At 64.7% G+C, this 26109-nt stretch carries 28 protein-coding genes; 14 read left to right on the top strand and 14 right to left on the bottom strand.

The genetic code is table 11. The features are described from left to right. Window positions 1-228: 228 nt before the first annotated feature. Window positions 229-1134, bottom strand: a complete 906-nt coding sequence (locus tag DXK50_RS03505) for a LysR substrate-binding domain-containing protein (protein WP_161864164.1) — start codon at window positions 1132-1134, stop codon at window positions 229-231. 296 nt (window positions 1135-1430) lie between these two features. Between DXK50_RS03505 and aspA the strand changes: the two genes are divergently transcribed. Next, on the top strand, window positions 1431-2855 hold the full coding sequence (aspA, locus tag DXK50_RS03500; protein ID WP_161864163.1) for an aspartate ammonia-lyase: 1425 nt from the start codon (window positions 1431-1433) through the stop codon (window positions 2853-2855). A gap of 129 nt (window positions 2856-2984) precedes the next feature. Continuing rightward, a complete protein-coding gene (locus tag DXK50_RS03495) occupies window positions 2985-4238 on the top strand; it encodes a dicarboxylate/amino acid:cation symporter (RefSeq protein ID WP_212629343.1) in 1254 nt (417 codons plus the stop codon). A gap of 91 nt (window positions 4239-4329) precedes the next feature. Here the strand turns inward: DXK50_RS03495 and DXK50_RS03490 are convergent, their stop codons facing one another. The 6 genes from DXK50_RS03490 to DXK50_RS03465 all read right to left on the bottom strand — a co-directional run bounded on the left by DXK50_RS03490 (window position 4330) and on the right by DXK50_RS03465 (window position 9843). Further along, window positions 4330-6171, bottom strand: a complete 1842-nt coding sequence (locus DXK50_RS03490; RefSeq protein ID WP_212629342.1) for a nitric oxide reductase activation protein NorD — start codon at window positions 6169-6171, stop codon at window positions 4330-4332. A gap of 89 nt (window positions 6172-6260) precedes the next feature. Then, window positions 6261-7670 carry a cbb3-type cytochrome c oxidase subunit I gene (locus DXK50_RS03485; protein WP_212629341.1) on the bottom strand — a complete coding sequence of 470 codons (1410 nt, stop codon included), beginning with the start codon at window positions 7668-7670 and terminating at the stop codon, window positions 6261-6263. A 3-nt stretch (window positions 7671-7673) separates the two neighbouring features. Further along, window positions 7674-8114, bottom strand: a complete 441-nt coding sequence (locus tag DXK50_RS03480; protein ID WP_161864366.1) for a c-type cytochrome — start codon at window positions 8112-8114, stop codon at window positions 7674-7676. Window positions 8115-8256: 142 nt separating this feature from the next. Next, window positions 8257-8493, bottom strand: a complete 237-nt coding sequence (locus tag DXK50_RS03475; protein ID WP_212629340.1) for a cytochrome C oxidase subunit IV family protein — start codon at window positions 8491-8493, stop codon at window positions 8257-8259. Window positions 8494-8498: 5 nt separating this feature from the next. After that, complete coding sequence (locus tag DXK50_RS03470; protein ID WP_212629339.1) at window positions 8499-9080, bottom strand: cytochrome c oxidase subunit 3; 582 nt, start codon at window positions 9078-9080, stop codon at window positions 8499-8501. Next, window positions 9064-9843 (bottom strand): CbbQ/NirQ/NorQ/GpvN family protein, encoded by a 780-nt coding sequence (locus DXK50_RS03465; RefSeq protein ID WP_212629338.1) that lies wholly within the window; start codon window positions 9841-9843, stop codon window positions 9064-9066. Before DXK50_RS03465 ends, DXK50_RS03470 begins: the two co-directional genes overlap by 17 nt. A 190-nt stretch (window positions 9844-10033) precedes the next feature. Between DXK50_RS03465 and DXK50_RS03460 the strand changes: the two genes are divergently transcribed. Further along, window positions 10034-10348 carry a c-type cytochrome gene (locus tag DXK50_RS03460; RefSeq protein ID WP_161864156.1) on the top strand — a complete coding sequence of 105 codons (315 nt, stop codon included), beginning with the start codon at window positions 10034-10036 and terminating at the stop codon, window positions 10346-10348. A 243-nt stretch (window positions 10349-10591) separates the two neighbouring features. Here the strand turns inward: DXK50_RS03460 and DXK50_RS03455 are convergent, their stop codons facing one another. Next, window positions 10592-11311 carry a formylglycine-generating enzyme family protein gene (locus DXK50_RS03455; RefSeq protein ID WP_212629337.1) on the bottom strand — a complete coding sequence of 240 codons (720 nt, stop codon included), beginning with the start codon at window positions 11309-11311 and terminating at the stop codon, window positions 10592-10594. 10 nt (window positions 11312-11321) lie between these two features. Then, on the bottom strand, window positions 11322-12407 hold the full coding sequence (gene nirK, locus DXK50_RS03450; protein WP_161864155.1) for a copper-containing nitrite reductase: 1086 nt from the start codon (window positions 12405-12407) through the stop codon (window positions 11322-11324). A 166-nt stretch (window positions 12408-12573) separates the two neighbouring features. Between nirK and DXK50_RS03445 the strand changes: the two genes are divergently transcribed. From DXK50_RS03445 to DXK50_RS03435, 3 genes are read left to right on the top strand one after another with little or no spacing between them, the layout of a single operon-like run. After that, window positions 12574-13281 (top strand): Crp/Fnr family transcriptional regulator, encoded by a 708-nt coding sequence (locus tag DXK50_RS03445; protein ID WP_161864154.1) that lies wholly within the window; start codon window positions 12574-12576, stop codon window positions 13279-13281. Between the two features lie 16 nt (window positions 13282-13297). Next, on the top strand, window positions 13298-14008 hold the full coding sequence (locus DXK50_RS03440) for a Crp/Fnr family transcriptional regulator (protein WP_161864364.1): 711 nt from the start codon (window positions 13298-13300) through the stop codon (window positions 14006-14008). Window positions 14009-14012: 4 nt separating this feature from the next. Next, a complete protein-coding gene (locus DXK50_RS03435; RefSeq protein WP_161864153.1) occupies window positions 14013-14201 on the top strand; it encodes a protein DnrP in 189 nt (62 codons plus the stop codon). 14 nt (window positions 14202-14215) lie between these two features. On the opposite strand, the gene DXK50_RS03430 is transcribed toward DXK50_RS03435, so the two are convergent. Next, a complete protein-coding gene (locus tag DXK50_RS03430) occupies window positions 14216-15034 on the bottom strand; it encodes a helix-turn-helix domain-containing protein (RefSeq protein ID WP_212629336.1) in 819 nt (272 codons plus the stop codon). 160 nt (window positions 15035-15194) lie between these two features. Here DXK50_RS03430 and DXK50_RS03425 point away from each other — a divergent pair, with 160 nt between their 5' ends. The 3 genes from DXK50_RS03425 to DXK50_RS03415 all read left to right on the top strand — a co-directional run bounded on the left by DXK50_RS03425 (window position 15195) and on the right by DXK50_RS03415 (window position 18213). Further along, window positions 15195-16634: an alanine/glycine:cation symporter family protein gene (locus DXK50_RS03425; RefSeq protein ID WP_212629335.1), complete on the top strand. Its 1440-nt coding sequence runs from the start codon at window positions 15195-15197 to the stop codon at window positions 16632-16634. A gap of 118 nt (window positions 16635-16752) precedes the next feature. Further along, window positions 16753-17742: an asparaginase gene (locus tag DXK50_RS03420; protein ID WP_212629334.1), complete on the top strand. Its 990-nt coding sequence runs from the start codon at window positions 16753-16755 to the stop codon at window positions 17740-17742. 27 nt (window positions 17743-17769) lie between these two features. Beyond that, a complete protein-coding gene (locus tag DXK50_RS03415; protein WP_161864149.1) occupies window positions 17770-18213 on the top strand; it encodes a GNAT family N-acetyltransferase in 444 nt (147 codons plus the stop codon). 6 nt (window positions 18214-18219) lie between these two features. Here DXK50_RS03415 and DXK50_RS03410 read toward each other — a convergent pair whose 3' ends face one another. Beyond that, window positions 18220-18615 carry a RidA family protein gene (locus DXK50_RS03410; RefSeq protein WP_161864148.1) on the bottom strand — a complete coding sequence of 132 codons (396 nt, stop codon included), beginning with the start codon at window positions 18613-18615 and terminating at the stop codon, window positions 18220-18222. Between the two features lie 60 nt (window positions 18616-18675). After that, entirely contained in the window at window positions 18676-19584 is a 909-nt protein-coding gene (glsB, locus tag DXK50_RS03405; RefSeq protein ID WP_161864147.1) for a glutaminase B, read from the bottom strand. Between the two features lie 142 nt (window positions 19585-19726). Here glsB and DXK50_RS03400 point away from each other — a divergent pair, with 142 nt between their 5' ends. Beyond that, on the top strand, window positions 19727-20656 hold the full coding sequence (locus tag DXK50_RS03400; protein ID WP_212629333.1) for an AEC family transporter: 930 nt from the start codon (window positions 19727-19729) through the stop codon (window positions 20654-20656). Here DXK50_RS03400 and DXK50_RS03395 read toward each other — a convergent pair. Then, window positions 20646-21287: a hypothetical protein gene (locus DXK50_RS03395; protein ID WP_212629332.1), complete on the bottom strand. Its 642-nt coding sequence runs from the start codon at window positions 21285-21287 to the stop codon at window positions 20646-20648. The two genes, DXK50_RS03400 and DXK50_RS03395, sit on opposite strands and share 11 nt — an antisense overlap. Window positions 21288-21693: 406 nt before the next feature. On the opposite strand from DXK50_RS03395, the gene coxB reads away from it, so the two are divergent. Genes coxB through DXK50_RS03375 form a run of 4 tightly spaced genes read left to right on the top strand, consistent with a single transcriptional unit; the run spans window position 21694 to window position 25891 of the window. After that, window positions 21694-22818, top strand: a complete 1125-nt coding sequence (gene coxB / locus DXK50_RS03390) for a cytochrome c oxidase subunit II (protein WP_161864144.1) — start codon at window positions 21694-21696, stop codon at window positions 22816-22818. Window positions 22819-22822: 4 nt separating this feature from the next. Further along, complete coding sequence (ctaD, locus tag DXK50_RS03385; RefSeq protein WP_212629331.1) at window positions 22823-24406, top strand: cytochrome c oxidase subunit I; 1584 nt, start codon at window positions 22823-22825, stop codon at window positions 24404-24406. A gap of 10 nt (window positions 24407-24416) precedes the next feature. Continuing rightward, window positions 24417-24983 (top strand): cytochrome c oxidase assembly protein, encoded by a 567-nt coding sequence (locus DXK50_RS03380; RefSeq protein ID WP_161864143.1) that lies wholly within the window; start codon window positions 24417-24419, stop codon window positions 24981-24983. Window positions 24984-24994: 11 nt separating this feature from the next. Continuing rightward, on the top strand, window positions 24995-25891 hold the full coding sequence (locus tag DXK50_RS03375) for a cytochrome c oxidase subunit 3 (protein ID WP_161864142.1): 897 nt from the start codon (window positions 24995-24997) through the stop codon (window positions 25889-25891). 7 nt (window positions 25892-25898) lie between these two features. On the opposite strand, the gene DXK50_RS03370 is transcribed toward DXK50_RS03375, so the two are convergent. After that, on the bottom strand, window positions 25899-26102 hold the full coding sequence (locus DXK50_RS03370; RefSeq protein WP_161864141.1) for a twin transmembrane helix small protein: 204 nt from the start codon (window positions 26100-26102) through the stop codon (window positions 25899-25901). Window positions 26103-26109: the final 7 nt, after the last annotated feature.

The following is a 26109-nucleotide window of genomic DNA, read 5'->3' as shown; positions in this document are numbered from 1 at the left end:
TCCCGGCTGCCAAAAGTGCGGCATGGAGCTGATGGCGCAGCCGCTGGCCGTAGAAGATCGAGCGGTGCGTACGATCAAGTCGGGTAAGTGTTTCGTCACTAGCAGCCCGCGGCTGAAGCGCAATGCCGCCCAGCCGCTCCTACAGGTTTCGCAGTTTTCCGTAGGAGCGGCTTCAGCCGCGAATGTCTTTGTCCTGCTAAAGCCGGCGCGGCAGCGCACCCTACCCGCTCAACCGCCCACTTCCCCCGTCTCCAGCTTGCGCCAGAGCAAACGCACCGCCGCCTTGCGCACCAGGGCGCAGCGGTACAGGCGGATTTCCAGCGGGATCTGCCAGTGCTCTGCGCCGCAGATGGCCAGTTCGCCACGGGCCAGTTCCGCAGTCACCGATAGCCGTGGCACCCAGGCCACGCCCATGCCCTGCAACGCCATGCTCTTGAGGCTGTCGGCCATGGCGGTTTCGTACACGGTGGTCGAGCGCAGGGCGCGCTGGCGCAGCAGCAGGTTTACCGAACGACCGAGAAAGGCACCGGCGCTGTAGGCCAGCAGCGGTACGCTCTGGCCATTGTCGAGGTCGTAAAGCGGCGCGCCGGACTCGTTCACCGCGCATACCGGCAACATCGAGGTGGCGCCCAGGTGCAGCGACGGAAAGATCGCCGGGTCCATCTGCAACGCGGCGTCCGGGTCATAGTAGGCGAGGATCAGGTCGCAGGCGCCCTCACGCAGCGAATGCACCGCCTCGCCGACGTTGGTTGCCACCAGGCGGGTGCTCAGCGGCAGGCCTTCGCGGCGCAGGCGGGCGATCCATTCCGGGAAGAAGCCCAAGGTCAGCGAGTGCGCGGCGGCAATCGACAGCACTTCGCCCTGCTGACCCTCAAGATTGTGCAGATGGCGCACCACCTCGCCGAGCTGCTCGACAAGACTGCGTGCAGTGACCAGAAACAGCCGGCCGGCTTCGGTCAGTTCGATAGGGGTGCAGGAGCGGTCGACCAGGGTCAGGCCGAGCATCGCCTCCAGGCTGCGAATGCGCCGACTGAACGCCGGCTGGGTGACGAAGCGCTTGTCCGCGGCCTGGGAGAAGCTGCGCGTGCCCGCCAGGGCGACGAAGTCTTCCAGCCACTTGGTTTCCAGGTTCATCGAGTCTCCGTAGCCCGGATGCAATCCGGGGTTGGCCCGTCACGTTGCCCCCGGATTGCATCCGGGCTACGCACTATAGGCAGGGTACGAATCGTGGGAGGCGCTTCAGCGGCGAGCGGACGCGGCTGAAGCCCCTCCAGGGAGGTCATGTACGCCGCCGTAGCGATCGACGTCACATCCACATTATGCCGATTGTGCATAGGGCAGCAAGCAACGGCATTGGTAGCGGTACGGCCTGAGCCCATATTCTATGGGCATCGCGGCACTCGCCGTATTTCCCAAGAGTCATCTCTATCATGTCCTCTGCTGCATCTGTTCGCGTCGAAAAAGACCTGCTCGGCACCCTCGAAGTCCCCGCCGATGCCTATTACGGCATCCAGACCCTGCGCGCCGTGCAGAACTTCCGCCTGTCCGGCGTGCCGCTGTCGCACTACCCGAAACTGGTGATCGGCCTGGCCATGGTCAAGCAGGCCTCGGCTGACGCCAACCGCGAGCTGGGCCACCTGTCCGCGGCCAAGCACACGGCGATCAGCACCGCCTGTGCGCGCATCATCCAGGGTGAGTTCCACGATCAGTTCGTGGTCGACATGATCCAGGGCGGCGCCGGCACCTCGACCAACATGAACGCCAACGAGGTGATCGCCAACATCGCCCTCGAGGCCATGGGGCATGAGAAGGGCCAGTACCAGCACCTGCACCCGAACAACGACGTGAACATGGCGCAATCGACCAACGACGCCTACCCGACCGCCATTCGTCTCGGCCTGCTGCTCGGCCACGACAGCCTGCTGGGCGCGCTGGACAAGCTGATCCAGTCGCTGGCGGCCAAGGGCCTGGAGTTCGGCCACGTGCTGAAGATGGGCCGCACCCAGCTGCAGGACGCGGTGCCGATGACCCTCGGCCAGGAATTCCGCGCCTTCGCCACCACCCTCGGCGAAGACCTGCAGCACCTGAAACTGCTGGCGCCGACCCTGCTCACCGAAGTCAACCTGGGCGGTACCGCGATCGGCACCGGCATCAACGCCGACCCGAAATACCAGGCCCTGGCGGTCAAGCGCCTGGCCATCATCAGCGGCCACCCGCTGACCCCGGCTGCCGACCTGATCGAAGCCACCAGCGACATGGGCGCCTTCGTGCTGTTCTCCGGCATGCTCAAGCGCACCGCGGTCAAGCTGTCGAAGATCTGCAACGACTTGCGCCTGCTGTCCAGCGGCCCGCGTACCGGCATCAACGAGATCAACCTGCCGGCGCGTCAGCCGGGCAGTTCGATCATGCCGGGCAAGGTCAACCCGGTGATCCCCGAGGCGGTCAACCAGGTGGCTTTCGAAGTGATCGGCAACGACCTGGCGCTGACCATGGCGGCCGAAGGCGGCCAGCTGCAGCTGAACGTGATGGAGCCCTTGATCGCCTACAAGATCTTCGACTCGATCCGCCTGCTGACCCGCGCCATGGATATGCTGCGTGAGCTGTGCATCGACGGCATCACCGCCAACGAAGGCCGCTGCCGTGAGCTGATGGAAAACTCCATCGGTCTGATCACCGCACTCAACCCCTACATCGGCTACGAGAACGCCACCCGTATCGCCAAGGTCGCTCTGGAAAGCGGGCGCGGCGTGCTGGAGCTGGTGCGCGAGGAGCAGCTGCTGGACGAGGCCACCCTGGCCGACATCCTGCGCCCCGAGAACATGATCGCCCCGCGCCTGGTTCCGCTGCAGGGCTGATTCACCGAATGACGCACGCCGCCCCTTGGGCGGCGTGCTCGTTTCCGCCCCGGCGCCTGCGCCGAGGGTGGCATCACCTAAGGCCGCACAGACGGCCCCACAACAACGACAATCCGGGTGTACAACCATATGAGTCAGAGCAATACCGCTTCCCCTTCTTTCCTGGCCCGCGTGCCGCTGTGGCAGCAGATCCTCGTCGGCCTGGTGCTCGGCGTGGTGGTCGGCATGCTGTTCAAGGGCCTGGCGCTGGCGCTGGCGCCGGTCGGCGCGCTGTTCCTCAATGCGATCAAGATGCTGATCGTGCCGCTGGTGTTCGTCTCCCTGGTGGCGGGCATTACCGCCATGAGCGATAGCGCCAAGCTGGGCCGCATCAGCGTCAAGACCATCGCCATCTACCTGCTCACCACCGCCTTCGCAGTGAGCATCGGCCTGGCCTTCGGCACTCTGTTCAGCCCGGGCGAGGGCATGAACATGGTCGCCAGCGGCAGCGAAGAGGCCAAGCAGGCGCCCTCGCTGGTACAGATCCTGGTGGGCCTGGTGCCGACCAACCCGGTGATGGCCTTCGCCGAAGGCAACATCCTGCAGATCATCGTCTTCGCCATCGCCCTGGGCGTGAGCATGAACCTGATCGGCGAGAAGGCCGCGCCGGTGGTCAAGCTGTTCGATAGCCTGGCCGAGGTGTTCTACAAGCTCACCGACCTGGTGATGCGCTTCGCCCCCATCGGCGTATTCGCGCTGATCGCCGGTGTGGTCGCCTCCCACGGTATCGAAGTGCTGCTGCCGCTGGCCGGTGTGATCGGGGTGATCTACCTGGCCAGCATCGCCCACATGCTGCTGATCTACGGCGGCCTGATCGGCGGCCTGGCGCGCCTCAGCCCGCTGCGTTTCTTCCGCGGTATCGCTCCGGCGCTGGCGGTGGCATTCAGTACCTCAAGCAGCTCCGGCACCTTGCCGGTGTCCATCGAGTGCGCGCGCAAGAACCTCGGCGTGTCGCAGGGCGTGGCCGGCTTCGTGCTGCCGGTGGGCGCCACCATCAACATGGACGGCACCGCCATTTACCAGGGCGTGCTGGCGCTGTTCATCGCCCAGGCCTTCGGCATCGATCTGAATGCCGGCCAGTACCTGATGATCATCCTCACCGCCACCCTGGCCTCGGTCGGCACCGCCGGTGTACCCGGCGCCGGTCTGATCATGCTCGGCCTGGTGCTGACTTCGGTCGGCCTGCCGCTGGAAGGCGTGGCGCTGATCGCCGGTATCGACCGCATCCTCGACATGGCGCGCACCACGGTGAACGTCGCCGGTGACCTGATGACCACCACCCTGGTGGGCAGCAGCGAGAAGGAGCTGGATCGCGAGATCTACAACAGCGACAACGCTGCCTGAGCAAACCGCTTTCATAGGAGGCCTTCACCAGCCTCAACCTTCAGGGATGGCCTCGGCCATCCCTTTTTTTTCGCCCGCCGAACCCTTCCTTTCAGCGCCTGGTCAGTTGCCGATACAGCTGCGGCAGGTACAGCGGCAGATGCTGCGGTTTGTCGATCAGCGTGTAGCCGCCGGCGCCGAACATGTACGGCAGGTAGTCGCCGGCCTGCTGGTCGATGGTGATGCAGAACGGCAGCACGCCGGCGCGGCGGGCTTCGAGCACGGCCTCGCGGGTGTCCTCCACGCCGTAGCGGCCTTCGTAGAGGTCGAGGTCGTTGGGCTTGCCATCGGTGACCAGCAACAGCAGGCGCTGGCTCTGCTGGCGCTCGCCGAGCAGGCGGGTGGCCTGGCGGATGGCCGCGCCCATGCGCGTGTAGTAGCCGGGACGCACGGCGAGGATGCGCCCGCGCGCCTGGTCGTCGTAGCGCTGGCCGAACGGCTTGAGTTCCTGCATGCGCACCTGCTGGCGGCGCAACGAGGAGAAGCCATACAGGGCGAAATCGTCACCGGCCGCCGACAGCGCCTCGGCGAACAGCAGCAGGCTGTCCTGGATGACGTCGATGACCCGTTGCTCGTCGTTGAGGTGCGATTCGGTGGACATCGACAGGTCGGCGAGCAGCAGGCAGGCCAGCTCGCGGCGAGTGCTGCGCTGTTCGAGAAACAGGCCCTTGTCGCAGGCCCCGCCCTGTCGGCGCTGCACCTGGAAGTCGAGCCAGGCGCTGAGGTCCAGTTCGCTGCCCTGCGGCTGCTGGCGCAGCCATTGGCGGTCGTTGCGCAGCGCCTCGAACTGACGGCGCAGGCGTCGTGCCGGCAATGCCAGGTGCATCGGCAACGGCTGCGCCTCGGCCTCGCGCGGATGGTAGAGCTGCAGGCTGACGTGGCGTTCGAGCAGGACCGAGCGGCGGTAGTCCCACTCCGGCAGGTGCAGGCCCTCGCCCAGCGGCAGGTCGTCCTGCTCCGGCGACGGCAGGTCGAGGTCCAGATGCAGGCCGCCACCCTTGCGCGTGCGCTGGCGTGACAGGGTCAGCTCGTCGAGGTCCTCGGCCACACGGGCGGCATCGAGGTCCTCGCTGTCATCGTTGCAGCGGTCCAGCTGCACGTGCTCGGACCAGCTGAACAAATTCTCCAGGCGGAACAGCAGCAGACCGCCCTTGCCGCTGGTGTCGTCGATGCGCGAGGCGCGCTTGCGCAGTGAGCGTTGCGCCGGGTTGGGGTTGCGGGCGCTGCCTTGACCTTCCTCGGGCAGTTCGCTGGAGGCGCCGGGGCCCTGGCCCTGCGGCGGATACAGCCACAGCGGTAACGGCCAGGGGGCGCGTTCGTCGTGGGCGAAATGGGTGACGCTGCCGGGTTCGCGCAGCGCCTGGCGCAGGTCGCGCTCCAGCGCCGCGCTGGCAGGCGGCAGGCTGTCGGGGGCGGGCCGCAGACGCAGGTGCGCATCGACCAGCCGTTGGTAGCGGGGGCGCATGGCCGGGTAACGGCGTAGCAGCTCGGTCACCCAGCGCTGGTTGTCGCGCCCCCAGTGGCGCATGCCGTCGGCGACCGCACCGAGCATCGCCAGCCAGCGGTACAGCTCGCGGTTCAGCTCGGCCTGCGGGAACACGGCGAGGCTCGGCGGCAGGCGCATGTTCTGCGCATCGCGCCAGGCCACCGGCATCTGCCGGCAGGTGCCGGCGACCTGTTGCAGCAGGCTGCGCCGCAGCAGCAGCTCGCGCGGCTGTGCGGCCTGGATCTGCACGCCGCTAGCGCCACCAATGGCGTGAAACAGCAGTGACAGGGCGCGTTGCTGGTCGCTCAGCTGCACCTGGGCGTGGGCGAAGTCCGGGTCGCTGCGGCGGGTGATGAAACGGTGCCAGGCGCTGCCGACCCATTCCTCGACTTCGATGCTGAAGGCCATACCCGACTCCCTGAAAATGAGATGCGGGAGGGGCTTCAACCGCGACTGTCGCCGCTGAAGCGCCTCCCACCGTTACCCCTTGTCGTCGATCAGGCGGTGGCCATGACGACGTTCTTGCGCTGCACAAAGCTCAGCAGGTAGCAGACCAGGCCGAGGGCGAAGCCGACCCCGGCCACCAGGCGTGCCCAGAAGTACGGTGCCAGCTGGTCCATGGTGGCCATGAAGGCCATGGCCTCGTTGTCGCCCGGCCAGCGTTGCAGCCAGATCTGCGCGGCGCCGGCGGCGGTCAGCAGCAGGGTGATCAGCACCATGGAGATGGTCATCAGCCAGAAACCGGCGATCTCGACGCGCTGGGCGCTTTCCTGCGGCGCCTCACCGATGCCACGCAGGCGCGGCATGGCGTAGGAGATCATGGTCATGACGATCATCGCGTAGGCGCCGTAGAACGCCAGGTGGCCGTGGGCCGCCGTGAGCTGGGTGCCGTGGGTGTAGTAGTTCACCGGCGCCAGGGTGTGCAGGAAGCCCCACACGCCGGCGCCGAAGAACGCGGTCACGGTGGTGCCCAGTGCCCACAGACCGGCGGCGCGGTTGGGGTGCTGGCGGCGCCGACGGCGCACCATGTTGAAGGCGAACAGCACCATGGCGAAGAACGGCAGCGGTTCCAGGGCCGAGAAGATCGAACCCAGCCACAGCCACACGCCCGGTGCGCCGATCCAGAAGTAGTGGTGGCCAGTGCCGATGATGCCGGTGATCAGGGCCATGGCGATGATCACGTACAGCCACTTCTCGATCACCTCGCGGTCGACGCCGGTGATCTTGATCAGCACGAAGGCCAGCATCGAACCCATGATCAGTTCCCACACGCCCTCCACCCACAGATGCACCACCCACCACCAGTAGTACTTGTCGCGGGCGAGGTTTTCCGGGTTGAAGAAGGAGAACAGGAACATTACCGCCAGGCCGATCAGGCCGGTCATCATCACCACGCTGACCGTGGTCTTGCGACCTTTGAGCAAGGTCATGCCGATGTTGTAGAGGAAGCCCAGGGCGACCACCACGATGCCGGCCTTGGTGATCGTCGGCTGTTCGAGGAACTCGCGACCCATGGTCGGCAGCAGTTCGTTGCCGGTGATCCTGGCCAGGGTGGCGTAGGGCACGGCGAGGTAGCCGAGGATGGTCAGCACGCCGGCGATGGCGAATACCCAGAACAGGATGATGGCCAGTTTCGGGCTGTGCAGTTCGCGGTCGGCCTCTTCGGGGATCAGGTAGTAGGCCGCGCCCATGAAGCCGAACAGCAGCCAGACGATCAGCAGGTTGGTGTGCACCATGCGCGCCACGTTGAAGGGGATCAACGGGAACAGGAAGTCACCGACCACGTACTGCAGGCCCATGATCAGGCCGAACAGGATCTGCCCGACGAACAGCATCAGGGCGAACACGAAGTAGGGTTTGGCCACGGCTTGCGAGGCGAATTTCAGGTGCGGATTGGCAGTGGTCATTTCTCAGCCCTCCCTGTTTGGCGGCCAGTCGTTGGTATCGATCTTCGAGGTCCACTTGAGGAACTCGGCAAGATCGTCCACTTCCTTGTCGCTCAGGTTGAATTGCGGCATGGCGCGGCGGCCGGGAACGCCCAGCGGCTGGGCCGCCATCCAGGCATGCAGGAAGCTGCTGAACTGTTGCTCGCCACCGCGGCGGACGAACACGTTGCCCAGCTCCGGTGCGAAGTAGGCGCCCTCGCCCAGCAGGGTGTGGCAGCCGATGCAGTTGTTCTGCTCCCAGATCAGCTTGCCGCGCACCACCGCTTCGTTCATCAGATGTTCATTGGTGCGTTCGGGGAAGGTTTGTTCGCTGTGGAAGGTCAAGGCCAGGAATATCAGGATGAAGAACAGGCTTCCCCCGAAGTAGATATTTCTGGCCATTCCCTTGGTGAAGGTTTCCGACATGGTCATGTCCTCAAAGGCTTGGCGGGGCCATTTTCGGACGGTGCCTCGGGAAAACCGCTTGATGGCGATCAAGAAGCCGGAATCGCGAGGGGATTGGGTCTGTTCAGGACGATGATGAGAACCTGCCCGTTGGTGGCAGCGCTCAAGGCGTGGCGAAGTAAAGCGCGCTCGCCATGCACAGGGACCAGGCCAGCAAAGACGCGCGCCAAAGGCGCGGGCCGTGGCGCAGCTCCATGAACCCGTCGACGATCAGCCAGGCCTTGCCCAGCGCTGCCGCCGACAGCGCCAGAGCAGTCCAGGAAGCGATCGGCGCGGTGACCAGCCACAGGCTCAGCAACGACAGCAGTACCAGGCTCAGCCAGCACAGGAAGGCGTTCATCCGGCTTACCTCTGCAAATAGAGCAAGGGAAACAGCAGCACCCAGATCAGATCGATCATGTGCCAGTACAGGACGCACGACTCCAGCTCGCCGCGCTTGCCCGCCTGTTCGTACACGCCACGCCGGCAGCGCCAGGCCAGCCAGGCGAACAGCAGCAGGCCGGGCAGCACATGGAGGAAGTGGAAGCCGCCGAGAATCCAGTACAGGGTGAAGAAGCGGTCGTACTCCATGCCCAGCCCGGCATCGATCAGGTGGCCGAATTCGCGGCTCTTGAGCACCCCGTAGACGCAGCCGCTGGCCAGCGCGGCGAGCAGCCAGGCGCTGGCCTGGCGACTGTGCCCGGCGCGCACCCGCTGTACCGCCAGCGCAGCGAAGAAACCGGCGGTGAGCAGGCTGAGGGTCAGCGCCAGGCCGATGGAGCCGTCGAGCAGCGCCCGGCTGGCGGCGAACTGCGCGCCGGACAGCGCCTGGGTGATGGCGAAGCTGAGGATCAGCAGGGCGAACACCGTCAGCTCGGCGAGGATGAACAGCCACATCGCCAGGTCGCCCGGCAGGCGGGCGACCTGGCGCTCAGCCGAAGTGGACATCGACCAGATCCATCAGTGCAGCGACCGTCTGTGCATCGTCCGACAGCGGCTCGGCCAAACAGGCGCGACACGCCGTGCGGGCGTCCATGCCGTTGTGGATCAGGCGTGCGGCGTAGATCAGCAGGCGGGTCGAGGCGACCTCCTCCAGGTCATGCTGCTCGAGGCGGCGGATGTCCTGGCCGAGAGCGACCAGGCGGCGCGCCAGCGACTCGTTGACCTGCGCCTCGCGGGCGACGATCTGGCACTCCTGCTCGACGCCGGGGTAATCGAAGCGCAGCGCCACGAAGCGCTGCCGGGTGCTGGGCTTCATGCCCTTGATCAGATTCTGGTAGCCGGGGTTGTAGGACACCACCAGCATGAAGCCGGGCGGCGCCCGGAGGATTTCGCCGGTGCGCTCCAGGTACAGTTCGCGGCGGTCGTCGGCCAGCGGGTGGATGACCACCACGGTGTCCTGGCGCGCCTCGACCACCTCGTCCAGGTAGCAGATGCCGCCCTCGCGTACCGCGCGGGTCAGCGGGCCATCCTGCCACCAGGTGCCTTCGCTGCCGATCAGATGGCGGCCGACCAGGTCCGCGGCGCTCAGGTCGTCATGACAGGCCACGGTGTACAGCGGCAGCTGCAGGCGCTGCGCCATGTGCTGGACGAAGCGCGTCTTGCCACAGCCGGTCGGGCCCTTGAGCAGTACCGGCATGCGCTGCTGCCAGGCCTGTTCGAACAGCAGCTGTTCGTTGCCCTGTACCTGATAGAAGGGGGTGTCGTGCATGACCTTTCCTGTTTCGCTACGGGTTCGACTGCACGCTAGCGGTGGCGGATGGGCGCTCTCAAGCACCACGCGCGACAGACTTGATTGCGGTCAAGCACCGCGGCAAATGTCCCTGTTTATGATCCCTCTCGAACAATGTGCCCGCCGCCAGCTGCATCCGGCAGGCCAAACATGCGATGAGGAAGTGATCATGAAGAAAGCGCTGATTCCGCTGGCGGCCCTGCTGAGTCTGGCGGTGTTGCCCAATGCTCATGCTGCGTCCGGCGAGGAGCTGTTCAAGAGCAAGCCCTGCGGTGCCTGCCACAGCGTGCAGGCCAAGCTGGTCGGCCCGTCCCTGAAGGATGTGGCGGCGAAGAATGCAGGCGTCGACGGCGCGGCGGACGTGCTCGCCGGTCATATCAAGAACGGTAGCACCGGCGTCTGGGGCGCCATGCCGATGCCGCCAAATCCGGTCACCGAGGAGGAAGCCAAGACGCTGGCCGAGTGGGTGCTGACGCTGAAGTGAAAGCCTGGCCGGCGACGGCCAGATAACCAATGGGAGGGCAGGCGTTCGAGGATCGCCTGCCCTTCAACTGCCTCATCGCCAGCACGCTCTGGCTGTATCCGCTGGCCTGGGCCACGCTTCGCCTGAGCCGGGCCCGACGCGTCGCTGGTGCGTGGCGTTCCATGCATGGGCAAGTCCGTTGGCGAAGCGCCGCCGCTTTTTGTGAAGTGGGCTTGTCCGCGAATAGAGGGCTGGGACCGCTGGTCACTCCCGAACCAGTCGAAACCCCAGGTTGCTCGGTGGCACGCCCACCGAGCAGGCGCCGCTGATCGGATCGCGGACAAAGTCGGAAAGCCCGCTGGGGTGTTGCCCGGCAGCGATGCGGATGCCGCAGAAATCGCCCTTGCCGAAGCAGCTGTCGGTCCACTCCCAGATATTGCCGGCAACGTCCAGCAGCCCGTTGGCGTTGCTGCCCTGACTGCCGAAGGCCACTGGCCTCGGGTCCAGCGGTTTGCGCCGGGACTCGCGGTCGTACTCCGCCAGCCAGCGCTGCGCCGGGTTGCGGGCGTCGTCGAAGACCTGTGCCGGAGTGTCCTGGAATGCCTCGCCAGCAGCCAGGACCCACTCTGCGTAGGTCGGCAGACGATGAACCACGCCCGTGCGCTGCGTCAGCCACTGGGCGTAGGCGCTGGCGTCCATCCAGCTGACTCCCACGACGGCCAGATCGGCAGCGGCGGCCTCGCGCAAGTCGCCATCCAGAGGCAGGCAGGCGTTGGCCGCGACGCATGCCGCGTACTCCGCCTGGCTGACCTGGCGACGCATGATGGCGAAGCCGTCGCTGTGCTGTTCGAAGGCGGCACCGCTGGCATCGACGGCCTGGTACCGGGCGGTGCCGGCGGCGACTCGTACCCAGTCGTTTTCGTCGATGCCGCTCGTCTGCATACAGCCGCCGAGCAGCAGCGCACCCACCAGCAGTGCTCTCATCGCCATGCCCTTACTTCGCAGTGATCGGGCCGGGGGCCTTGATCTGCTTCATCAGGTCATCGTTCCACTCGCCTTCCACCTTGACGTGGCCGGCAGCGCCCAGCTCCATCGCCTCGATCAGGTTGTGGTTGACGTAGGCGTACACGCCCGGCTGCTTGAAGGTGTAAAGCGCCGCACCGGCGGAGCCACCGCGGATGAACCAGGTTTCCAGATTCTTCTCCGGCGGGTTGTCGAACTTGCCGGTCTCCCAGACCCAGTCCCCGTGGCCGCCGATCAGATGCGGGCGGGTGTCGCGGTTGGCCTGCGAATGGATGAACAGCACGGTCTCGCCGACCTTGGCGGTCAGAGCACCGTCACCGGTCAGTGCACCGACCTTGCCGTTGAACACCACATGGGTCGGGATCAGGGTACGCATGGCGTCGCGCGAGTCCTGGAAGCTGGAGCCAAGGTCGGGGTAGTCCTTGTACTTGCCGTCCTTGTCCTTGGGAATGTACAGGTCGAATTCGCCGATGGTGTAGGCGCGGTCGTAGTGCAGCGGCTTGCCTTCCGGGTCCTTGAGGCCGTCGCGCGGTAACACCATCAGGGTGCCGCTCATGCCGGCGAGCACGTGCCAGGCGACCATGCCTTCCGGCGCGCAGTGGTAGACGAAGGTGCCGCTGCGGTCGGCCTTGAAGCGCAGCACCACTTCTTCGCCCGGTGCCACCTGGGTCAGTTTGGCGCCGCCCAGCGCGCCGGTGGCCGCATGGAAGTCGATGTTGTGCGGCATGCTGTTGCTGGCCGGGTTGACCAGGGTGAGCTCCACGTAGTCGCCCTCGTGCACGACCATGGTCGGGCCGGGCATGGATCCGTCGAAGGTCATGGCCTGCAGGGTGGTGCCCTGGCCGTCGATGACCATCTTCTTCTCCTCGATGGTCATGCGGAATTGCACCACCTTGGGCTTGCTGCTGGTGGCCTGCTCATGGGCATGGACCTGTGGCGGCGCGACCAGGTTGACCTTGACCCGCTCCAGGCCATCGGTGGTGTCGGCCAGCAGCGAGGTGCTGGTGAAGCTCAGGGCGATGGCGCTGGCGATCAGTAACGGTTTGAAGCCTTTCATGCTGTGTTCCCTTTTATGGTTGGCTGGAACCATTTCAGGGCAAGGCATCTTCGCCTTCTTTGTCCTGGAACAAAGAAGCGGCGGGCAGCGACAACTTACCGCAGCGGCTGGCGCAGGCTACGCGCTACGATCAGCACATCCGTCGCATTACCCGAATTGATGCCTTATGCCACCCGAACTCGAGCTGATCGCACGTCTGCCACTGTTCTCGCCCTTGAGCGACAACGAGCTCGAAGACGCCGTGGCGCATGCGCAGCAATGCGATGTCCTGACGGGAGATTTCGTCTTCCAGCAGGGCGAGCCCGCCCGGCATTTCTTCTTTCTGCTCGGCGGCCATCTGCAGATTTCCCAGCTGACCCCTGCCGGCGAGCGCGTGGTGGTGCGCTACGTGTGCGCCGGCGAGCTGTTCGGCATCGCCCGCGCCATGGCGCTGAGCCATTTCCCGGCATCTGCCGTCGCGGTGGAGAACAGCAGCGTGCTGCGCTGGCCGTCGGCGCAGTGGGCGTCGCTCAGCCGGGTTTGCCCGCACTTGAACGATCATGTGGTGCGCGCGCTCGGGCAGCGCCTGCAGGACGCCCACCAGCGCATTCGCGAGCTGTCCACCGAGCGCGTCGAGCAGCGCCTGGCGCACGCCCTGTTGCGCCTGGCTCAGCATTCGGGGCGCAGCACCGGCAACGGCGTCAGCATCGATTTTCCCCTGTCGCGTCAGAACCTTGCGGAAATGACCGGCACCACCCTGCACACCGTCAGCCGTCTGCTCAGTGCCTGGAAGGAGCGCGGACTGCTGGAACTGGGGCGTCAACATGTGGCGCTCCTCGACCTGGACGGCATCGCCCGCTATGCCGAACCCCCGGAGACAGAGCATGCTCAGTAACACCATCGCGACCCGAATGATCGCCTCGTCGGGCAGCCAGGAATCGTCCCGGGTGCAGCATCGCGTTCATCACCAGATTCTGCGCAGCCACCACCTGTTCGAGCCAATGGCCGACGAACAGCTGGACGAGCTGCTGGCCGACAGCCAACTGCTCAATCTCGACAAGGGTGACATCCTGTTCATGCAGGGCGAGCCGGCGCACGCGTTCTTTTTCGTGATCTCCGGCGCGGTGAAGATCTACCGCCTGACCCCGGATGGCCAGGAAAAGGTCTTCGAGGTGATCGGCGAGCGCAACACCTTCGCCGAGGCGATGATGCTGATGGATACCCCCGACTACGTGGCCTCGGCCCAGGCGCTTGGCCCGACTCAGCTCTACCGCTTTGCCAATGCCACCTACATGCGGCTGCTGCAGGGCAACTCGCGGCTGACCTTCGCCCTGCTTGGCAAGCTGTGCATTCGTCTGCACCAGCGCATCAACGAGATCGAAACGCTGTCGCTGAAGAACGCCACTCACCGCGTGGTGCGTTACCTGCTCACCCAGCTGGCGCGTAGCGAAAGCGACGAAGTGGAACTGCCGATGGCCCGGCAACTGATCGCCGGGCATCTGTCGATTCAGCCCGAGACCTTCTCGCGCATCATTCGCCGCCTGATCGACGAACAGATCATCACCCAGCAGGCGCGGGTCATTCGCATCCTCGACCGGCAGCGCCTGGAGCAGTTCGAGTAGCGCCATGAGCACCCGCACCTGCCTCTACTGCCAACGCCCACAATCTGCCTCCGCGCAGGAGTGCGGCGACTGTGGCATGCCCTTGCCCACTCACCAGCCACAGCTGCGCCGGCAGCGGCGCTTCCTGTGGTTCTGCATTGGCCTCACGCTGTTCTGCGTGGTGATGATGCTGTGGCTGCCGCGTAGCGTCTGAGCGGCGTCCGGCAGTCACTCCATCTCGAAGAGTCCATCGCGCAGCTGCGCGCCGCCCAGGCGCTGGCGGATGTCGTCGTCGATCCGTGCGTCGTCCGGTGCGTAGAGCATCAGCTGACGATAGGCATTGACCCGGTTGATCTCGTTGCCCAGGTACTGCCAGACCACGCGGGTGCAGGCCGGGGTACGGCGGTCGCCGCTGGATACGCCGGTCTTGATGCCGTTGAGGCGGATGATGCGGCTCTTGAAGCTGGGAATCAGGATGGTCTGGCTCATCTCGTTGCCGGTGAGCGACTCGTAGTCCACCAGAAACAGGCGGTCTTGCAGGAAGAAGGCCGTGCCCAGGTAGCGACAGCGCACCCAGTCCTCGCTGCCGCCGCGGGTGGATTCCTGGCGTTCCTGGCGCTCCTGGCGTTCGAACAGGTAGTTGCCGCGCTCCTCGCGCAGGTGTACCAGCGACAGCAGCACGTGCCCCGGCACCGACATGCAATTGGAATATTCGAAGTAGTAGCCGCAGTAGCGCTCCATCGGGCTGGCCTGCCGGCGCAGTGGGGCGAACAGCTCCAGCAGCGGATCACTGCTACTCTGAACCGGTGCATCGCCACTGCGGGCACCGATCAGGCGGGAGAACTGCTCGGCCGGCATGGCCAGCTCGAAGGGCTCGACGCCGAAGAAATCGCAGATGCGCTTGAGGTTGTGGGTGGTCGGGCGGCTCTGCCCGACCAGGTAGCGATTGAACTGTGCGCGGTTGATCGACAGCTTGCGGCACACCTCGGCAATCGAGCGGTAATGGCTGCAGAGCAGTTTCAGGTTGGCGCCGAGGGAATCGGACATATGGCCGCTCCAGCTGATGCGAATGACGCGATTTTAGCATCAACTCGCATCATCTCGCCGCGACCTGCGAAATTGCCCGACGAGGCCTCTATCACGAACCATTCCAATCCGCCCGGCGGGGCGTATTCCCCATTCAGAACAACAAGAGAGAAAGCCTCCCATGCTCGATCTTCTCAATGACCTCATCTGGAGCAAGCTGCTGATCGTGATGCTGATCGGTCTCGGTCTGTACTTCACCATCGCCTCGCGCTTCGTCCAGCTCCGCTACTTCGGCCGCATGTTCCGCATCTTCAGCGAAGCGTTGCAGCGTCAGCCGGGCCAGCTCAGCTCGTTCCAGGCCCTGATGCTGTCGGTGGCCGGCCGCGTCGGTGCCGGCAACATTGCCGGTGTGTCGGTGGCGATCATGCTCGGAGGTCCCGGCGCCATCTTCTGGATGTGGGTCGTGGCGCTGGTCGGCATGGCCACCAGCTACTTCGAGTGCTCCCTGGCCCAGTTGTACAAGCGTCGCGAAGCCGATGGCGGTTACCGCGGTGGCCCGGCGTTCTACATCCAGCATGGCCTCGGTCAGCGCTGGCTGGGCATCGTCGTGTCGATCCTGCTGCTGGTGACCTTCGGCTTCGGCTTCAACGCCGTGCAGTCCTTCACTGTCGCCAGTTCGCTACATGACACCTTCGGTATCCCTACCCTGGCCAGCGGCGTCGCCCTGACTGTAGTGATCGGTCTGATCATCTTCGGCGGCATCAAGCGCATCGCCCAGTTCGCCGACGTGCTGGTGCCGGCCATGGCCTTCTCCTACATCGCCATGGCAGTGCTGGTGATCGGCATGAACATCGCTGAGGTGCCGGCCACCTTCGCCCTGATCTTCAAGAGTGCCTTCGGCCTCGAGCCGGCTTTCGCTGGCGGCATCGGCGCGGCCATCATCATGGGCGTCAAGCGTGGCCTGTTCTCCAACGAGGCCGGCCTGGGCAGTGCGCCGAACGTGGCCGCCGTCGCCGAGGTCAAGCACCCGGCGGCACAGGGCATCGTGCAATCGCTCAGCGTGTTCATCGATACGCTGGTCCTGTGCAGCTGCACAGCGCTGATCATTCTGCTGTCTGGTGTCTACCAGCCGGGCATGGAACAGGCCGGCGTGGTCCTGACCCAGAGCGCCATCGCGGCCGTCGTCGGCGAATGGGGCCGGGTATTCGTCAGCCTGGCGCTGCTGCTGTTCGTCTTCACCACGCTGATCTACAACTACTATCTGGGTGAGAACGCGCTGGGTTTCTTCAGCCAGAAGCGCGGCCCGGTGATGGTCTATCGCGTGCTGGTGGTTGGCCTGGTGCTGTGGGGTTCGGTGCAGGATCTGGGCACCGTGTTCGCCTTCGCCGACGTGACCATGGGGCTGCTGGCGATCTGCAACCTGATCGCCCTGGCACTGCTGTTCAAGGTAGGCCTGCGCCTGATGCGCGACTACGACGGCCAGATCAAGGCGGGTGTCGAGTCGCCGGTGTTCGATGCCAAGCAGTTCGCTGATCTGGACCTCGACCCCGCCGTATGGAGCAATCAGTCGAGCAATGCTGCCGATCCGGCGGAGTTCGGCAATCGCACTCACCAGCGTTGATTGATTCAGACGAAGGAAAGGGGGCAAGGCCCCCTTTTTCTTGGCCTGCCAACTCTGGCAGCCATCCTTAGGCAGCCGCGGCGACGCTGCGCTTGCCCGTGAATTGCGAGGAGATCCCATGGCGACCCCAGAAAAACTCTTGGTGCTGTACACCGGTGGCACCATTGGCATGCAGATGAGCGCAGACGGCCTGGCCCCGGCCTCGGGTTTCGAGGCGCGCATGCGCACCCAGCAAGCCAGCGAAAACGCCAGCGAGCTGCCGCAGTGGAGCTTCCGCGAGCTGCTGCCGCTGATCGACAGCGCCAACATGAACCCGGGCCACTGGCTGGCGCTGCGTGACGAAATCGTCACGGCCGTGGAAACCCGCGGCCATGATGCGGTGCTGGTGCTGCACGGCACCGACACCCTGGCCTACAGCGCCGCAGCGCTGAGTTTCCTGCTACTCGGCCTCAATGTGCCGGTGGTGCTGACCGGCGCCATGCAGCCGGCCGGCGTGGCCGGTGGCGATGCCTGGCCCAACCTGTTCGGCGCCATGCGCGCGCTGCATCGTGGCGTGGCGCCCGGGGTGCACCTGTATTTCAACGGCCAGCTGCTGCATGGCGCGCGCTGTTCGAAGCTGCGCAGCGATGCCTTCGATGCCTTCCAGGTGCTGCCGCGGCTGCGGCAGGCCGAGCATGTCGGGATCAGCGCCCTTATCGACTACCGCCAGGTGCGCGAGCGGGTGAACCTGGCCGTGCTGCCGCTGCATCCGGCCGTGCAGGCGGGCCACCTCAGCGCCGTGCTCGACAGCGGCGTGAAGGGCGTGCTGCTGGAATGCTACGGCAGCGGTACCGGCCCTGCCGGTGATGCCGAGCTGATGGCGGTGCTGCGCGATGCGCATGCGCGCGGCGTGGTGCTGGCGGCGATCAGCCAGTGTGCGCAGGGGCATGTGCAGTTCGGCGTGTACGCCGCCGGCAGTCGTCTGGCCGAGGTCGGCCTGGTCTCCTGCGGCGGCATGACCCGCGAGGCGGCACTGGGCAAGCTGTTCGCCCTGCTCGGCGCCGGATTGACGCAAGCCGAGGTGGAGCACTGGCTGGCGCGCGATCTCTGTGGTGAGATGAGCGACTGACCCACCTGCCCAAACAGAGGAAGGACGATGAGTATCGAAATCCGCCCTGTAGTCGCTGCCGATCATGAAGCCTGGTTGCCCTTGTGGCAGGGCTACCAGCGTTTTTACATGACCGATATCCCGGCCGAGACCGGCGCCCTCGCCTGGCAACGCTTTCTCGACCCCGCCGAGCCCATGGGCGCTGCACTGGCCTGGCGCGGTGACCAGGCCGTCGGCCTGGTGCACTGGGTGATCCATCGCTCGACCTGGACTACCGGCGATTACTGCTACCTGCAGGACCTGTTCGTCGCCAAGGGCGAGCGTAGCGGCGGGATCGGCCGCAAGCTGATCCAGCACGTCTACGACCAGGCCCGCGCCAACGGCTGCTCGCGGGTGCACTGGCTGACGCATGAGAGCAACAGCCAGGCCAAGCTGCTGTACGAGCGCATCGGCGAGCGCTCGGGCTTCGTGCAGTACCGCAAACTCCTATAGCCGGCCTCAGGGCCGCCGCGCGATGAAATCGATCTCCACCAGCGCGTGGCGCGCCAGGCCGGTGGTGCCGATGCAGGTGCGCGCCGGGCGTTTGCCTTCGGGGAAATAGCCGGCGTAAACCGCGTTGAAGCGTGCGTAGTCTCGATAGAAATCGGTGAGGAAAGCGCGCGCCGACACCACGTTTTCCAGGCCCAGGCCGAGCTCTTCGAGCACCACCAGCAGGTTGTCGAAGGTCTTGTGCGTCTGAGCCTCGATGCCTTCGGGCAAGGGTGACTCTTCATTGCCCGGATCGATGGGCAACTGGCCGGTGATGAACACCCAGCCATCGGCTTCGCAGGCGTGGGAGAACGGCGCTACTGGCGCGGGCGCAGCGGCGAACAGGTGGTATTCGGGCATCGACATGGGCACTCCTGGTCTTCGAATCAGCGGCCGCACGAAGGTGCGGCCTGCTGCGACCATAGCCTAGAAAATCGACCAGCCGATGCGCTGACTGAGCAGCTCCAACGCCTTGATGCCGGCCAGCGAGTTACCGGCGGCGTTCAGCTCGGGCGACCATACGCAAACGCTGAAACGCCCCGGCACGACGGCGACGATGCCACCGCCGACGCCGCTCTTGCCCGGCAAGCCGACGCGGTAGGCGAAGTTGCCCGCCTCGTCGTACAGCCCGCTGGTGGCCATGATGGCGTTGATCTGCTTGCTCTGCCGGGGCGACAGCACCTGTTCGCCGCTGTGCTTGCAGAAACCCTGGTTGGCCAGGAAGCCGAAGGCGCGCGCCAGGTCGACGCAGCTCATGCGCAGCGCGCAGCAGCTGAAATAGCTGCGCAGCACGGCCTCGACTTCATTGTGGAAATTGCCGAACGATTGCATCAGATACGCCGCCGCCGCGTTGCGCGCGCGGTGCTGGTATTCCGACTCGGCGACATGGTTGTCCACCGTCACCTCGGGGTTGCCCGACAGGCGCCTGACAAAGTCGCGCATCGACAGCGCCGGTGCGGCGTAGCGCGACTGATTGATGTCGCAGATCACCAGGGCGCCGGCGTTGATGAACGGATTGCGCGGCTTGCCACGCTCGAACTCGAGCTGCACCAGCGAGTTGAACGGCTGGCCGGACGGTTCGTGGCCCAGGCGCTGCCAGATCGCCTCGCCGCTGTGACCGACGGCCTGCACCAGGCTGAAGACCTTGGAGATGCTCTGGATCGAAAACGGCGTGCGCGCATCACCGGCCACATGCAGCTGGCCATCGTTGCCGTATACGGCGATGCCCAGCTGATCGGGCGCCACGCTGGCCAGGGCTGGAATGTAGTCGGCCACCTTGCCCTGGCCGATCAGCGGGCGGACTTCATCGAGAATTTCGTTCAACAGCGCTTGCATGTTCGGGCTCGCGAGTAGGCCGGGGAGCGTCCCGGCATGTCAGTGCTAGACGCCAGCGGACGAAATGGAATCACAGGCGATGGCTTGCCCTGAGCGGCCAGCGCCCCTAGGCTCGGTCCTCCCCTGTCGCAGGCTTAGTTCGATGTCCACCGTTCTCAATGTGCTGTTGCCGATCTTCGGCCTGATTCTGGTCGGATTCGTCTGTCGGCGCAGCAATCGTCTGGGGCCGACTGCCGCGTCGGAAATGAACCGCTTCGTGGTGTGGTTGGGGCTGCCGGCGCTGCTCTTCAGCCTCACCGCCAAGGCCGACTGGGCGCACATCTGGCAGCCCGGTTTCCTGCTCGCCTTCACCGGCGGCATGCTCGCGGTGTTTCTGGTGACCCTGGTGTATCGCTGGAAAACCACCGGCAACCTGGTCGACGCCAGCATCGATGGGCTCAGCGCCGGTTACGCCAATACCGGCTATATCGGCATTCCGCTGTGCGTGCTGGTGCTCGGCGAGGATGGCATGGCCCCTGCGCTGATCGCCTCGCTGCTGGTGGTCTGCGTGCTCTTCGGCCTGGCGGTGGTGTGCATCGAGGTGGGCCTGCAGAGCAACAAGGGCGTGGGCGGCGCCATCGTTCAGGTGGTCATCGCGCTGTTGAAGAACCCGCTGGTGGTGGCACCTTTGCTCGGTGCGGCCTGGGCGTTGGGTGGTGTGCAACTGCCGGCGGCGCTGGACGAATTTCTGCGCCTGCTCGGCGCCGCCACCGTGCCCTGTGCGCTGGTCTCGCTGGGCTTGTTTCTGGCCCAGCGGCAGAGCGGGCCGAGCGAAGGCGCCTGGCCGCTGGTGGCCCTGAAGCTGGTGCTGCAGCCGTTGATGACCTGGTTCATCGCCTTTGTACTGCTCGATCTGCCATCGTTCTGGGCACACGCCGCGTTGCTGTTAAGCGCGCTGCCTACCGGCACCGGGCCGTTCATGCTTGCCGAGTATTACCAGCGCCAGGCGGCGCTGGTGTCGCGGGCAATCCTGTTTTCCACCCTCGGCTCGCTACTGACCTTGACCCTGATCCTGCTGGCGATCAGCCCTTGAGCTGAAGCTCCACGCCCAGTTGCTGCGAAAGGCAGGGCCAGCGTCGCCAGGCCGATGCGGTATCCGGTGCGGCCAGGCGCTCGCGGTAGGCCTGCACCGAGGGTTGGTCGAAGCTGGCGTCATCGAGCATGCCGGCCAGCGCGTGATGCACGGCTTCGTCGAGCTGGTTGGCGAAGGGCTCGCCGATCAACTGATGCGCGATCAGATTGGCGCGGGTGGTATCCAGGGGGATCAACGGTTGGCCCAGGTGGGCGATATAGCGGTCGTTGACCTCCTCCACCAGGCGATGCGCCAGATAGGCTTCGTCGAGCAGGCCCTCCAGACCTTCATGGCCCTCCATGAGCGCGGGCGGTTGCACAAAGAACTGCTCGGCTATCTTCAGCACGGGCTTCACCGCCGCCTCGATTCCCGCTTCGCGCGCTACCTCGGCAGCGGCGTCGAGTACATCCGGCACTTCCTCGATATAGGCGATGACGAAAGCCGTCAGCGCCCCCGGTGCGTCGTCTTCGGGCAAGCGGATGGAAGGATGCAGCCGATCCAGCTGGGCCTGCAGCTGGCGCGCGAGTGCATGGCTGGCGGTTTCTTGCTGACGTGCGTGGACGATCAGTTGGCGAAGGGCTGCGGTGTTCATGACTGCTCCTACCTTTCAGGACATGAAGGTGAACCTTAGCCGTCTCGTTGAGTCGACTAAGACGCGATTGTCATAACTTTTTCATAGTTATGCGAGTCCGCTATAACCACGTGCCCTGGGAGGGGCCAATCCCGCAGCAGCCGGGGCGTTTAGGACAAGGCATGCGGGGCATCGGCCATTTCTCGTTGCACGTTGCGGGCTGAAAGTCGCCGTCTATACTCGATTTCGAAAGGCAGTACCTGATGGAACCGGACGGGCTAAAGGCACGGAAAGGTTTCGGCAGCAGTAGCCAGCAGTTCAGCCTGGTATGCGGACAGCAAGTCCGCAGTCCACGGTCAATGGCAGTCGATCCCTTAGCCGCAGGCTCAGCCGGCGGGATAACAAGAACAATCAAGGGGAACCCGCAATGATGCGACATCCACGAGTCTGGATGGGCCTCCTGCTGTGGCTGGCATTAGGCTCGGCGCACGCCCAGTGGACGGTCAACATGACGCCCGGTGTAACCGACGTCAGCCGCTCCGTGTTCGACCTGCACATGACCATCTTCTGGATCTGTGTGGTGATCGGCATATTGGTGTTCGGCGCCATGTTCTGGTCGATGATCATGCACCGCCGCTCCACCGGCCAGGAGCCCGCGCACTTCCACGAAAGTACCACCGTCGAGATTCTCTGGACCGTCGTGCCGCTGGCCATTCTGGTGGTGATGGCGATCCCGGCGACCAAGACGCTGATCGAGATCTACGACACTTCCGAGTCCGAACTGGACATCCAGATCACCGGCTACCAGTGGAAATGGCATTACAAGTATCTTGGCCAGGACGTCGAATTCTTCAGCAACCTGACCACGCCGCGCTCGCAGATCAACAACCGCGAAGCCAAGGGCGAGCACTACCTGCTGGAGGTCGATGAGCCGTTGGTGGTGCCGGTCGGCACCAAGGTGCGCTTTCTGATCACCGCTGCCGACGTCATCCATTCCTGGTGGGTGCCGGCGCTGGCGGTGAAGAAGGACGCCATTCCCGGCTTCATCAACGAATCCTGGACCCGCATCGAAGAACCGGGCATCTACCGCGGCCAATGCACCGAGCTGTGCGGCAAGGACCACGGCTTCATGCCCGTGGTGGTCGAGGCCAAGTCCAAGGAGGACTTCGATGCCTGGCTGGCCGAGCGCAAGCAGGCTGCGGCTGCCGAGCGCGAGCTGACCAGCAAGGAATGGACCATGGAAGAGCTGATGGCGCGCGGCGAGAAGGCCTACAACACCTCCTGCGCAGCCTGCCACCAGCCTACCGGGGAAGGCCTGCCGCCGATGTTCCCGGCGCTCAAGGGCTCGGCCATCGCAACCGGGCCGGCCGAGGGGCACATCGACATCGTCTACAACGGCAAGCCGGGCACCTCCATGGCCGCCTTCGGCAAGCAGCTGTCGCCGGTCGACCTGGCCGCCATCATCACCTACGAGCGCAACGCCTGGGGCAACAATGTCGGTGACATGGTCACGCCCAAGGACATTCTCGATTTCTCCAAGGCGCAGGAGTAAGGACATGAGTGCAGTGATCGACCACGGTCATACTGACCACCACCATGGCCCGGCCAAGGGCCTGATGCGCTGGGTGCTGACCACCAACCACAAGGACATCGGCACGATGTACCTGTGGTTCAGCTTCTGCATGTTCCTGCTGGGCGGCTCGATGGCCATGGTCATCCGTGCCGAGCTGTTCCAGCCGGGTCTGCAGATCGTGCAGCCGGAATTCTTCAACCAGATGACCACCATGCACGGCCTGATCATGGTCTTCGGCGCGGTGATGCCGGCGTTCGTCGGCCTGGCCAACTGGATGATCCCGCTGATGATCGGCGCGCCGGACATGGCGCTGCCGCGGATGAACAACTTCAGCTTCTGGCTGCTGCCGGCGGCCTTCGGTCTGCTGGTTTCGACGCTGTTCATGGAAGGCGGCGGGCCGAACTTCGGCTGGACCTTCTACGCGCCGCTGTCGACCACCTACGGGCCGGAGAGCACCACCTTTTTCATCTTCGCCATTCACCTGATGGGCATCAGTTCGATCATGGGGGCGATCAACGTGGTTGCCACCATCCTCAACCTGCGTGCCCCCGGCATGACCCTGATGAAGATGCCGCTGTTCGTCTGGACCTGGCTGATCACCGCCTTCCTGCTGATCGCGGTGATGCCGGTGCTGGCCGGGTGCGTGACCATGATGCTGATGGACATCCACTTCGGCACCAGCTTCTTCAACGCCGCCGGCGGTGGTGATCCGGTGCTGTTCCAGCACGTGTTCTGGTTCTTCGGCCACCCCGAGGTGTACATCATGATCCTGCCCGCCTTCGGTGCGGTCAGCTCGATCATCCCGGCCTTCGCGCGCAAGCCGCTGTTCGGCTACACCTCGATGGTCTACGCCACCGCGGCGATCGCCTTCCTTTCGTTCATCGTCTGGGCGCACCACATGTTCACCGTCGGCATCCCGCTGACCGGCGAGCTGTTCTTCATGTACGCCACCATGCTGATCGCCGTGCCCACCGGGGTGAAGGTGTTTAACTGGGCCAGCACCATGTGGCAGGGCTCGATGACCTTCGAGGCGCCGATGCTGTTCTCGGTGGCCTTCGTCATCCTCTTCACCATCGGTGGCTTCTCCGGCTTGATGCTGGCCATTGCACCGTCGGACTTCCAGTATCACGACACCTACTTCGTGGTGGCGCACTTCCACTACGTGCTGGTGCCGGGTGCGATCTTCGGCATCTTCGCCTCGGCCTATTACTGGCTGCCGAAGTGGACCGGCCACATGTACGACGAAACCCTGGCCAAGCTGCATTTCTGGATGAGCTTCATCGGCATGAACCTGGCGTTCTTCCCGATGCACTTCGTCGGTCTGGCCGGTATGCCGCGGCGTATCCCCGACTACAACATGATGTTCGCCAACTTCAACATGGTTTCCAGTATCGGCGCCTTCATGTTCGGGGCTACCCAGCTGCTGTTCCTGTTCATCGTCGTCAAGTGCATCCGTGGCGGCAAACCGGCGCCGGCCAAGCCCTGGGACGGTGCCGAGGGTCTGGAGTGGACGGTGCCGTCACCGGCGCCCTATCACACCTTCAGCACGCCGCCGGAAGTGAAATAGGAGGTCTGCCGTGAGCGAGGTCATCGCGACGCGTCGCCTGGTTACCCGTCTGCTGCTCGTGGTGGTGGTGATGTTCTGCTTCGGCATCTTCGTTCTGCCACCGTTCTACGACGCCATGTGCCGGGTGTTCGGCATCAACGGCAAGACGGCCGGGGCCTACCAGGGTGAGCAGCTGGTGGACGAGCAGCGCCAGGTGCGCGTGCAGTTTCTCGCTACCAACGCTGCCGGCATGGTCTGGGAGTTCGGCCCACAGGCCGACGAGATCCTGGTTCATCCGGGTGAAGCGCGCGACATGCTGTTCGTCGCTTACAACCCCAGCGACAAGCCGATGACTGCGCAGGCGATCCCCAGCGTATCGCCTTCGAAGGCGGCGGCCTTCTTTCACAAGACCGAGTGCTTCTGCTTCACCCAACAGGTGCTGCAACCGGGCGAGCGCATCGAGATGCCGGTGCGCTTCATCGTCGACCGCGACCTGCCTCAGGACGTGAAACACCTGACTCTGGGCTACACCCTGTTCGATATCACCGAACGCAAGGCGCCAGTGGCTCAGGCGACCCTTGCCCGGGCGACTCCATAAGGAGAACAACAATGTCGAGTCACGAAAGTCACGAAAACTATTACGTACCGGCGCAAAGCAAGTGGCCCATCGTCGCCAGCATCGGTCTGCTGGTGAGCTTCTACGGTATAGGCACCTGGTTCAACGACCTCTCGGCCAACCGGGAAAGCTCGAATGGGCCGATGATCTTCTTCGTCGGTGGGCTGATTCTGGCCTGGATGCTGTTCGGCTGGTTCGGCAACGTCATCAAGGAAAGCCGTGCCGGTCTCTACAGCGCGCAGATGGACCGCTCGTTCCGCTGGGGCATGAGCTGGTTCATCTTCTCCGAGGTGATGTTCTTCGCCGCCTTCTTCGGTGCGCTGTTCTACATCCGCGCCTGGTCTGGCCCCTGGCTTGGCGGCGAGGGCGACAAGGGCATCGCCAACATGCTCTGGGAAGGCTTCGAATACAGCTGGCCGATGCTGCAGAACCCCGATTCCAAGCTGTTCCCGCCACCGAGCGGGGTGATCGACCCCTGGCATCTGCCGTTGGTCAACACCATCTTGCTGGTGTCCTCCAGTTTCACCATCACCTTCGCCCATCATGCCCTGAAGAAGAACCACCGGGGCCCGCTCAAGGCCTGGCTGGCTGCGACCATTGTACTGGCCCTGGCGTTCCTGTTCTTTCAGATCGAGGAATACATCGAAGCCTACACCGAGCTTGGTCTGACGCTTGGCTCGGGTATCTATGGCGCGACTTTCTTCATGCTCACCGGCTTTCACGGGGCGCACGTCACGCTGGGCACCATCATTCTGATCGTGATGCTGGTACGCATCATGCGCGGACATTTCGATCCCGATCAGCACTTCGGGTTCGAGGCGGCCGCCTGGTATTGGCACTTCGTCGACGTGGTCTGGCTCGGCCTGTTCATCTTCGTTTACGTCTTGTAGGGCAGTGTCACCAGGTGACGTGAGAGACCAGTTGCCCTGAGTAGAAGCCCCAGGCAATCAGGGCAACGGTGATGGCGGTCAGGCCGACACGGACAGTCAGAGCGCCTACCACGCGGCAACCATGGCCTTCGTCCTTGACCAGGAAGAACAGGCCGCTGAACAGGCTGGCGAGAGTGGCCAGCAGCATGAGGATGATCGCGGCCTTGAGCATGCGAGAC

The organism is Pseudomonas sp. KB-10 (genome assembly GCF_018221585.1).
Classification (GTDB): Bacteria; Pseudomonadota; Gammaproteobacteria; order Pseudomonadales; family Pseudomonadaceae; genus Aquipseudomonas; species Aquipseudomonas yangonensis.
This window is presented reverse-complemented; position numbering and strand designations above follow the sequence as displayed.

Coding starts and splice junctions, on each gene's coding strand:
- DXK50_RS03410 (WP_161864148.1), bottom strand. CDS start 18,615: ATGTCGATGCCCGAATACCACCTGTTCGCCGCTGCGCCCGCGCCAGTA.
- DXK50_RS03445 (WP_161864154.1), top strand. CDS start 12,574: ATGCCACCCGAACTCGAGCTGATCGCACGTCTGCCACTGTTCTCGCCC.
- DXK50_RS03435 (WP_161864153.1), top strand. CDS start 14,013: ATGAGCACCCGCACCTGCCTCTACTGCCAACGCCCACAATCTGCCTCC.
- DXK50_RS03395 (WP_212629332.1), bottom strand. CDS start 21,287: ATGAACACCGCAGCCCTTCGCCAACTGATCGTCCACGCACGTCAGCAA.
- DXK50_RS03465 (WP_212629338.1), bottom strand. CDS start 9,843: ATGCACGACACCCCCTTCTATCAGGTACAGGGCAACGAACAGCTGCTG.
- DXK50_RS03490 (WP_212629342.1), bottom strand. CDS start 6,171: ATGGCCTTCAGCATCGAAGTCGAGGAATGGGTCGGCAGCGCCTGGCAC.
- DXK50_RS03440 (WP_161864364.1), top strand. CDS start 13,298: ATGATCGCCTCGTCGGGCAGCCAGGAATCGTCCCGGGTGCAGCATCGC.
- DXK50_RS03470 (WP_212629339.1), bottom strand. CDS start 9,080: ATGTCCACTTCGGCTGAGCGCCAGGTCGCCCGCCTGCCGGGCGACCTG.
- DXK50_RS03495 (WP_212629343.1), top strand. CDS start 2,985: ATGAGTCAGAGCAATACCGCTTCCCCTTCTTTCCTGGCCCGCGTGCCG.
- DXK50_RS03420 (WP_212629334.1), top strand. CDS start 16,753: ATGGCGACCCCAGAAAAACTCTTGGTGCTGTACACCGGTGGCACCATT.
- DXK50_RS03505 (WP_161864164.1), bottom strand. CDS start 1,134: ATGAACCTGGAAACCAAGTGGCTGGAAGACTTCGTCGCCCTGGCGGGC.
- DXK50_RS03430 (WP_212629336.1), bottom strand. CDS start 15,034: ATGTCCGATTCCCTCGGCGCCAACCTGAAACTGCTCTGCAGCCATTAC.
- DXK50_RS03425 (WP_212629335.1), top strand. CDS start 15,195: ATGCTCGATCTTCTCAATGACCTCATCTGGAGCAAGCTGCTGATCGTG.
- DXK50_RS03415 (WP_161864149.1), top strand. CDS start 17,770: ATGAGTATCGAAATCCGCCCTGTAGTCGCTGCCGATCATGAAGCCTGG.
- DXK50_RS03480 (WP_161864366.1), bottom strand. CDS start 8,114: ATGTCGGAAACCTTCACCAAGGGAATGGCCAGAAATATCTACTTCGGG.
- DXK50_RS03400 (WP_212629333.1), top strand. CDS start 19,727: ATGTCCACCGTTCTCAATGTGCTGTTGCCGATCTTCGGCCTGATTCTG.
- glsB (WP_161864147.1), bottom strand. CDS start 19,584: ATGCAAGCGCTGTTGAACGAAATTCTCGATGAAGTCCGCCCGCTGATC.
- DXK50_RS03460 (WP_161864156.1), top strand. CDS start 10,034: ATGAAGAAAGCGCTGATTCCGCTGGCGGCCCTGCTGAGTCTGGCGGTG.
- DXK50_RS03455 (WP_212629337.1), bottom strand. CDS start 11,311: ATGAGAGCACTGCTGGTGGGTGCGCTGCTGCTCGGCGGCTGTATGCAG.
- aspA (WP_161864163.1), top strand. CDS start 1,431: ATGTCCTCTGCTGCATCTGTTCGCGTCGAAAAAGACCTGCTCGGCACC.
- coxB (WP_161864144.1), top strand. CDS start 21,694: ATGATGCGACATCCACGAGTCTGGATGGGCCTCCTGCTGTGGCTGGCA.
- DXK50_RS03370 (WP_161864141.1), bottom strand. CDS start 26,102: ATGCTCAAGGCCGCGATCATCCTCATGCTGCTGGCCACTCTCGCCAGC.
- DXK50_RS03475 (WP_212629340.1), bottom strand. CDS start 8,493: ATGAACGCCTTCCTGTGCTGGCTGAGCCTGGTACTGCTGTCGTTGCTG.
- nirK (WP_161864155.1), bottom strand. CDS start 12,407: ATGAAAGGCTTCAAACCGTTACTGATCGCCAGCGCCATCGCCCTGAGC.
- DXK50_RS03375 (WP_161864142.1), top strand. CDS start 24,995: ATGTCGAGTCACGAAAGTCACGAAAACTATTACGTACCGGCGCAAAGC.
- DXK50_RS03485 (WP_212629341.1), bottom strand. CDS start 7,670: ATGACCACTGCCAATCCGCACCTGAAATTCGCCTCGCAAGCCGTGGCC.
- ctaD (WP_212629331.1), top strand. CDS start 22,823: ATGAGTGCAGTGATCGACCACGGTCATACTGACCACCACCATGGCCCG.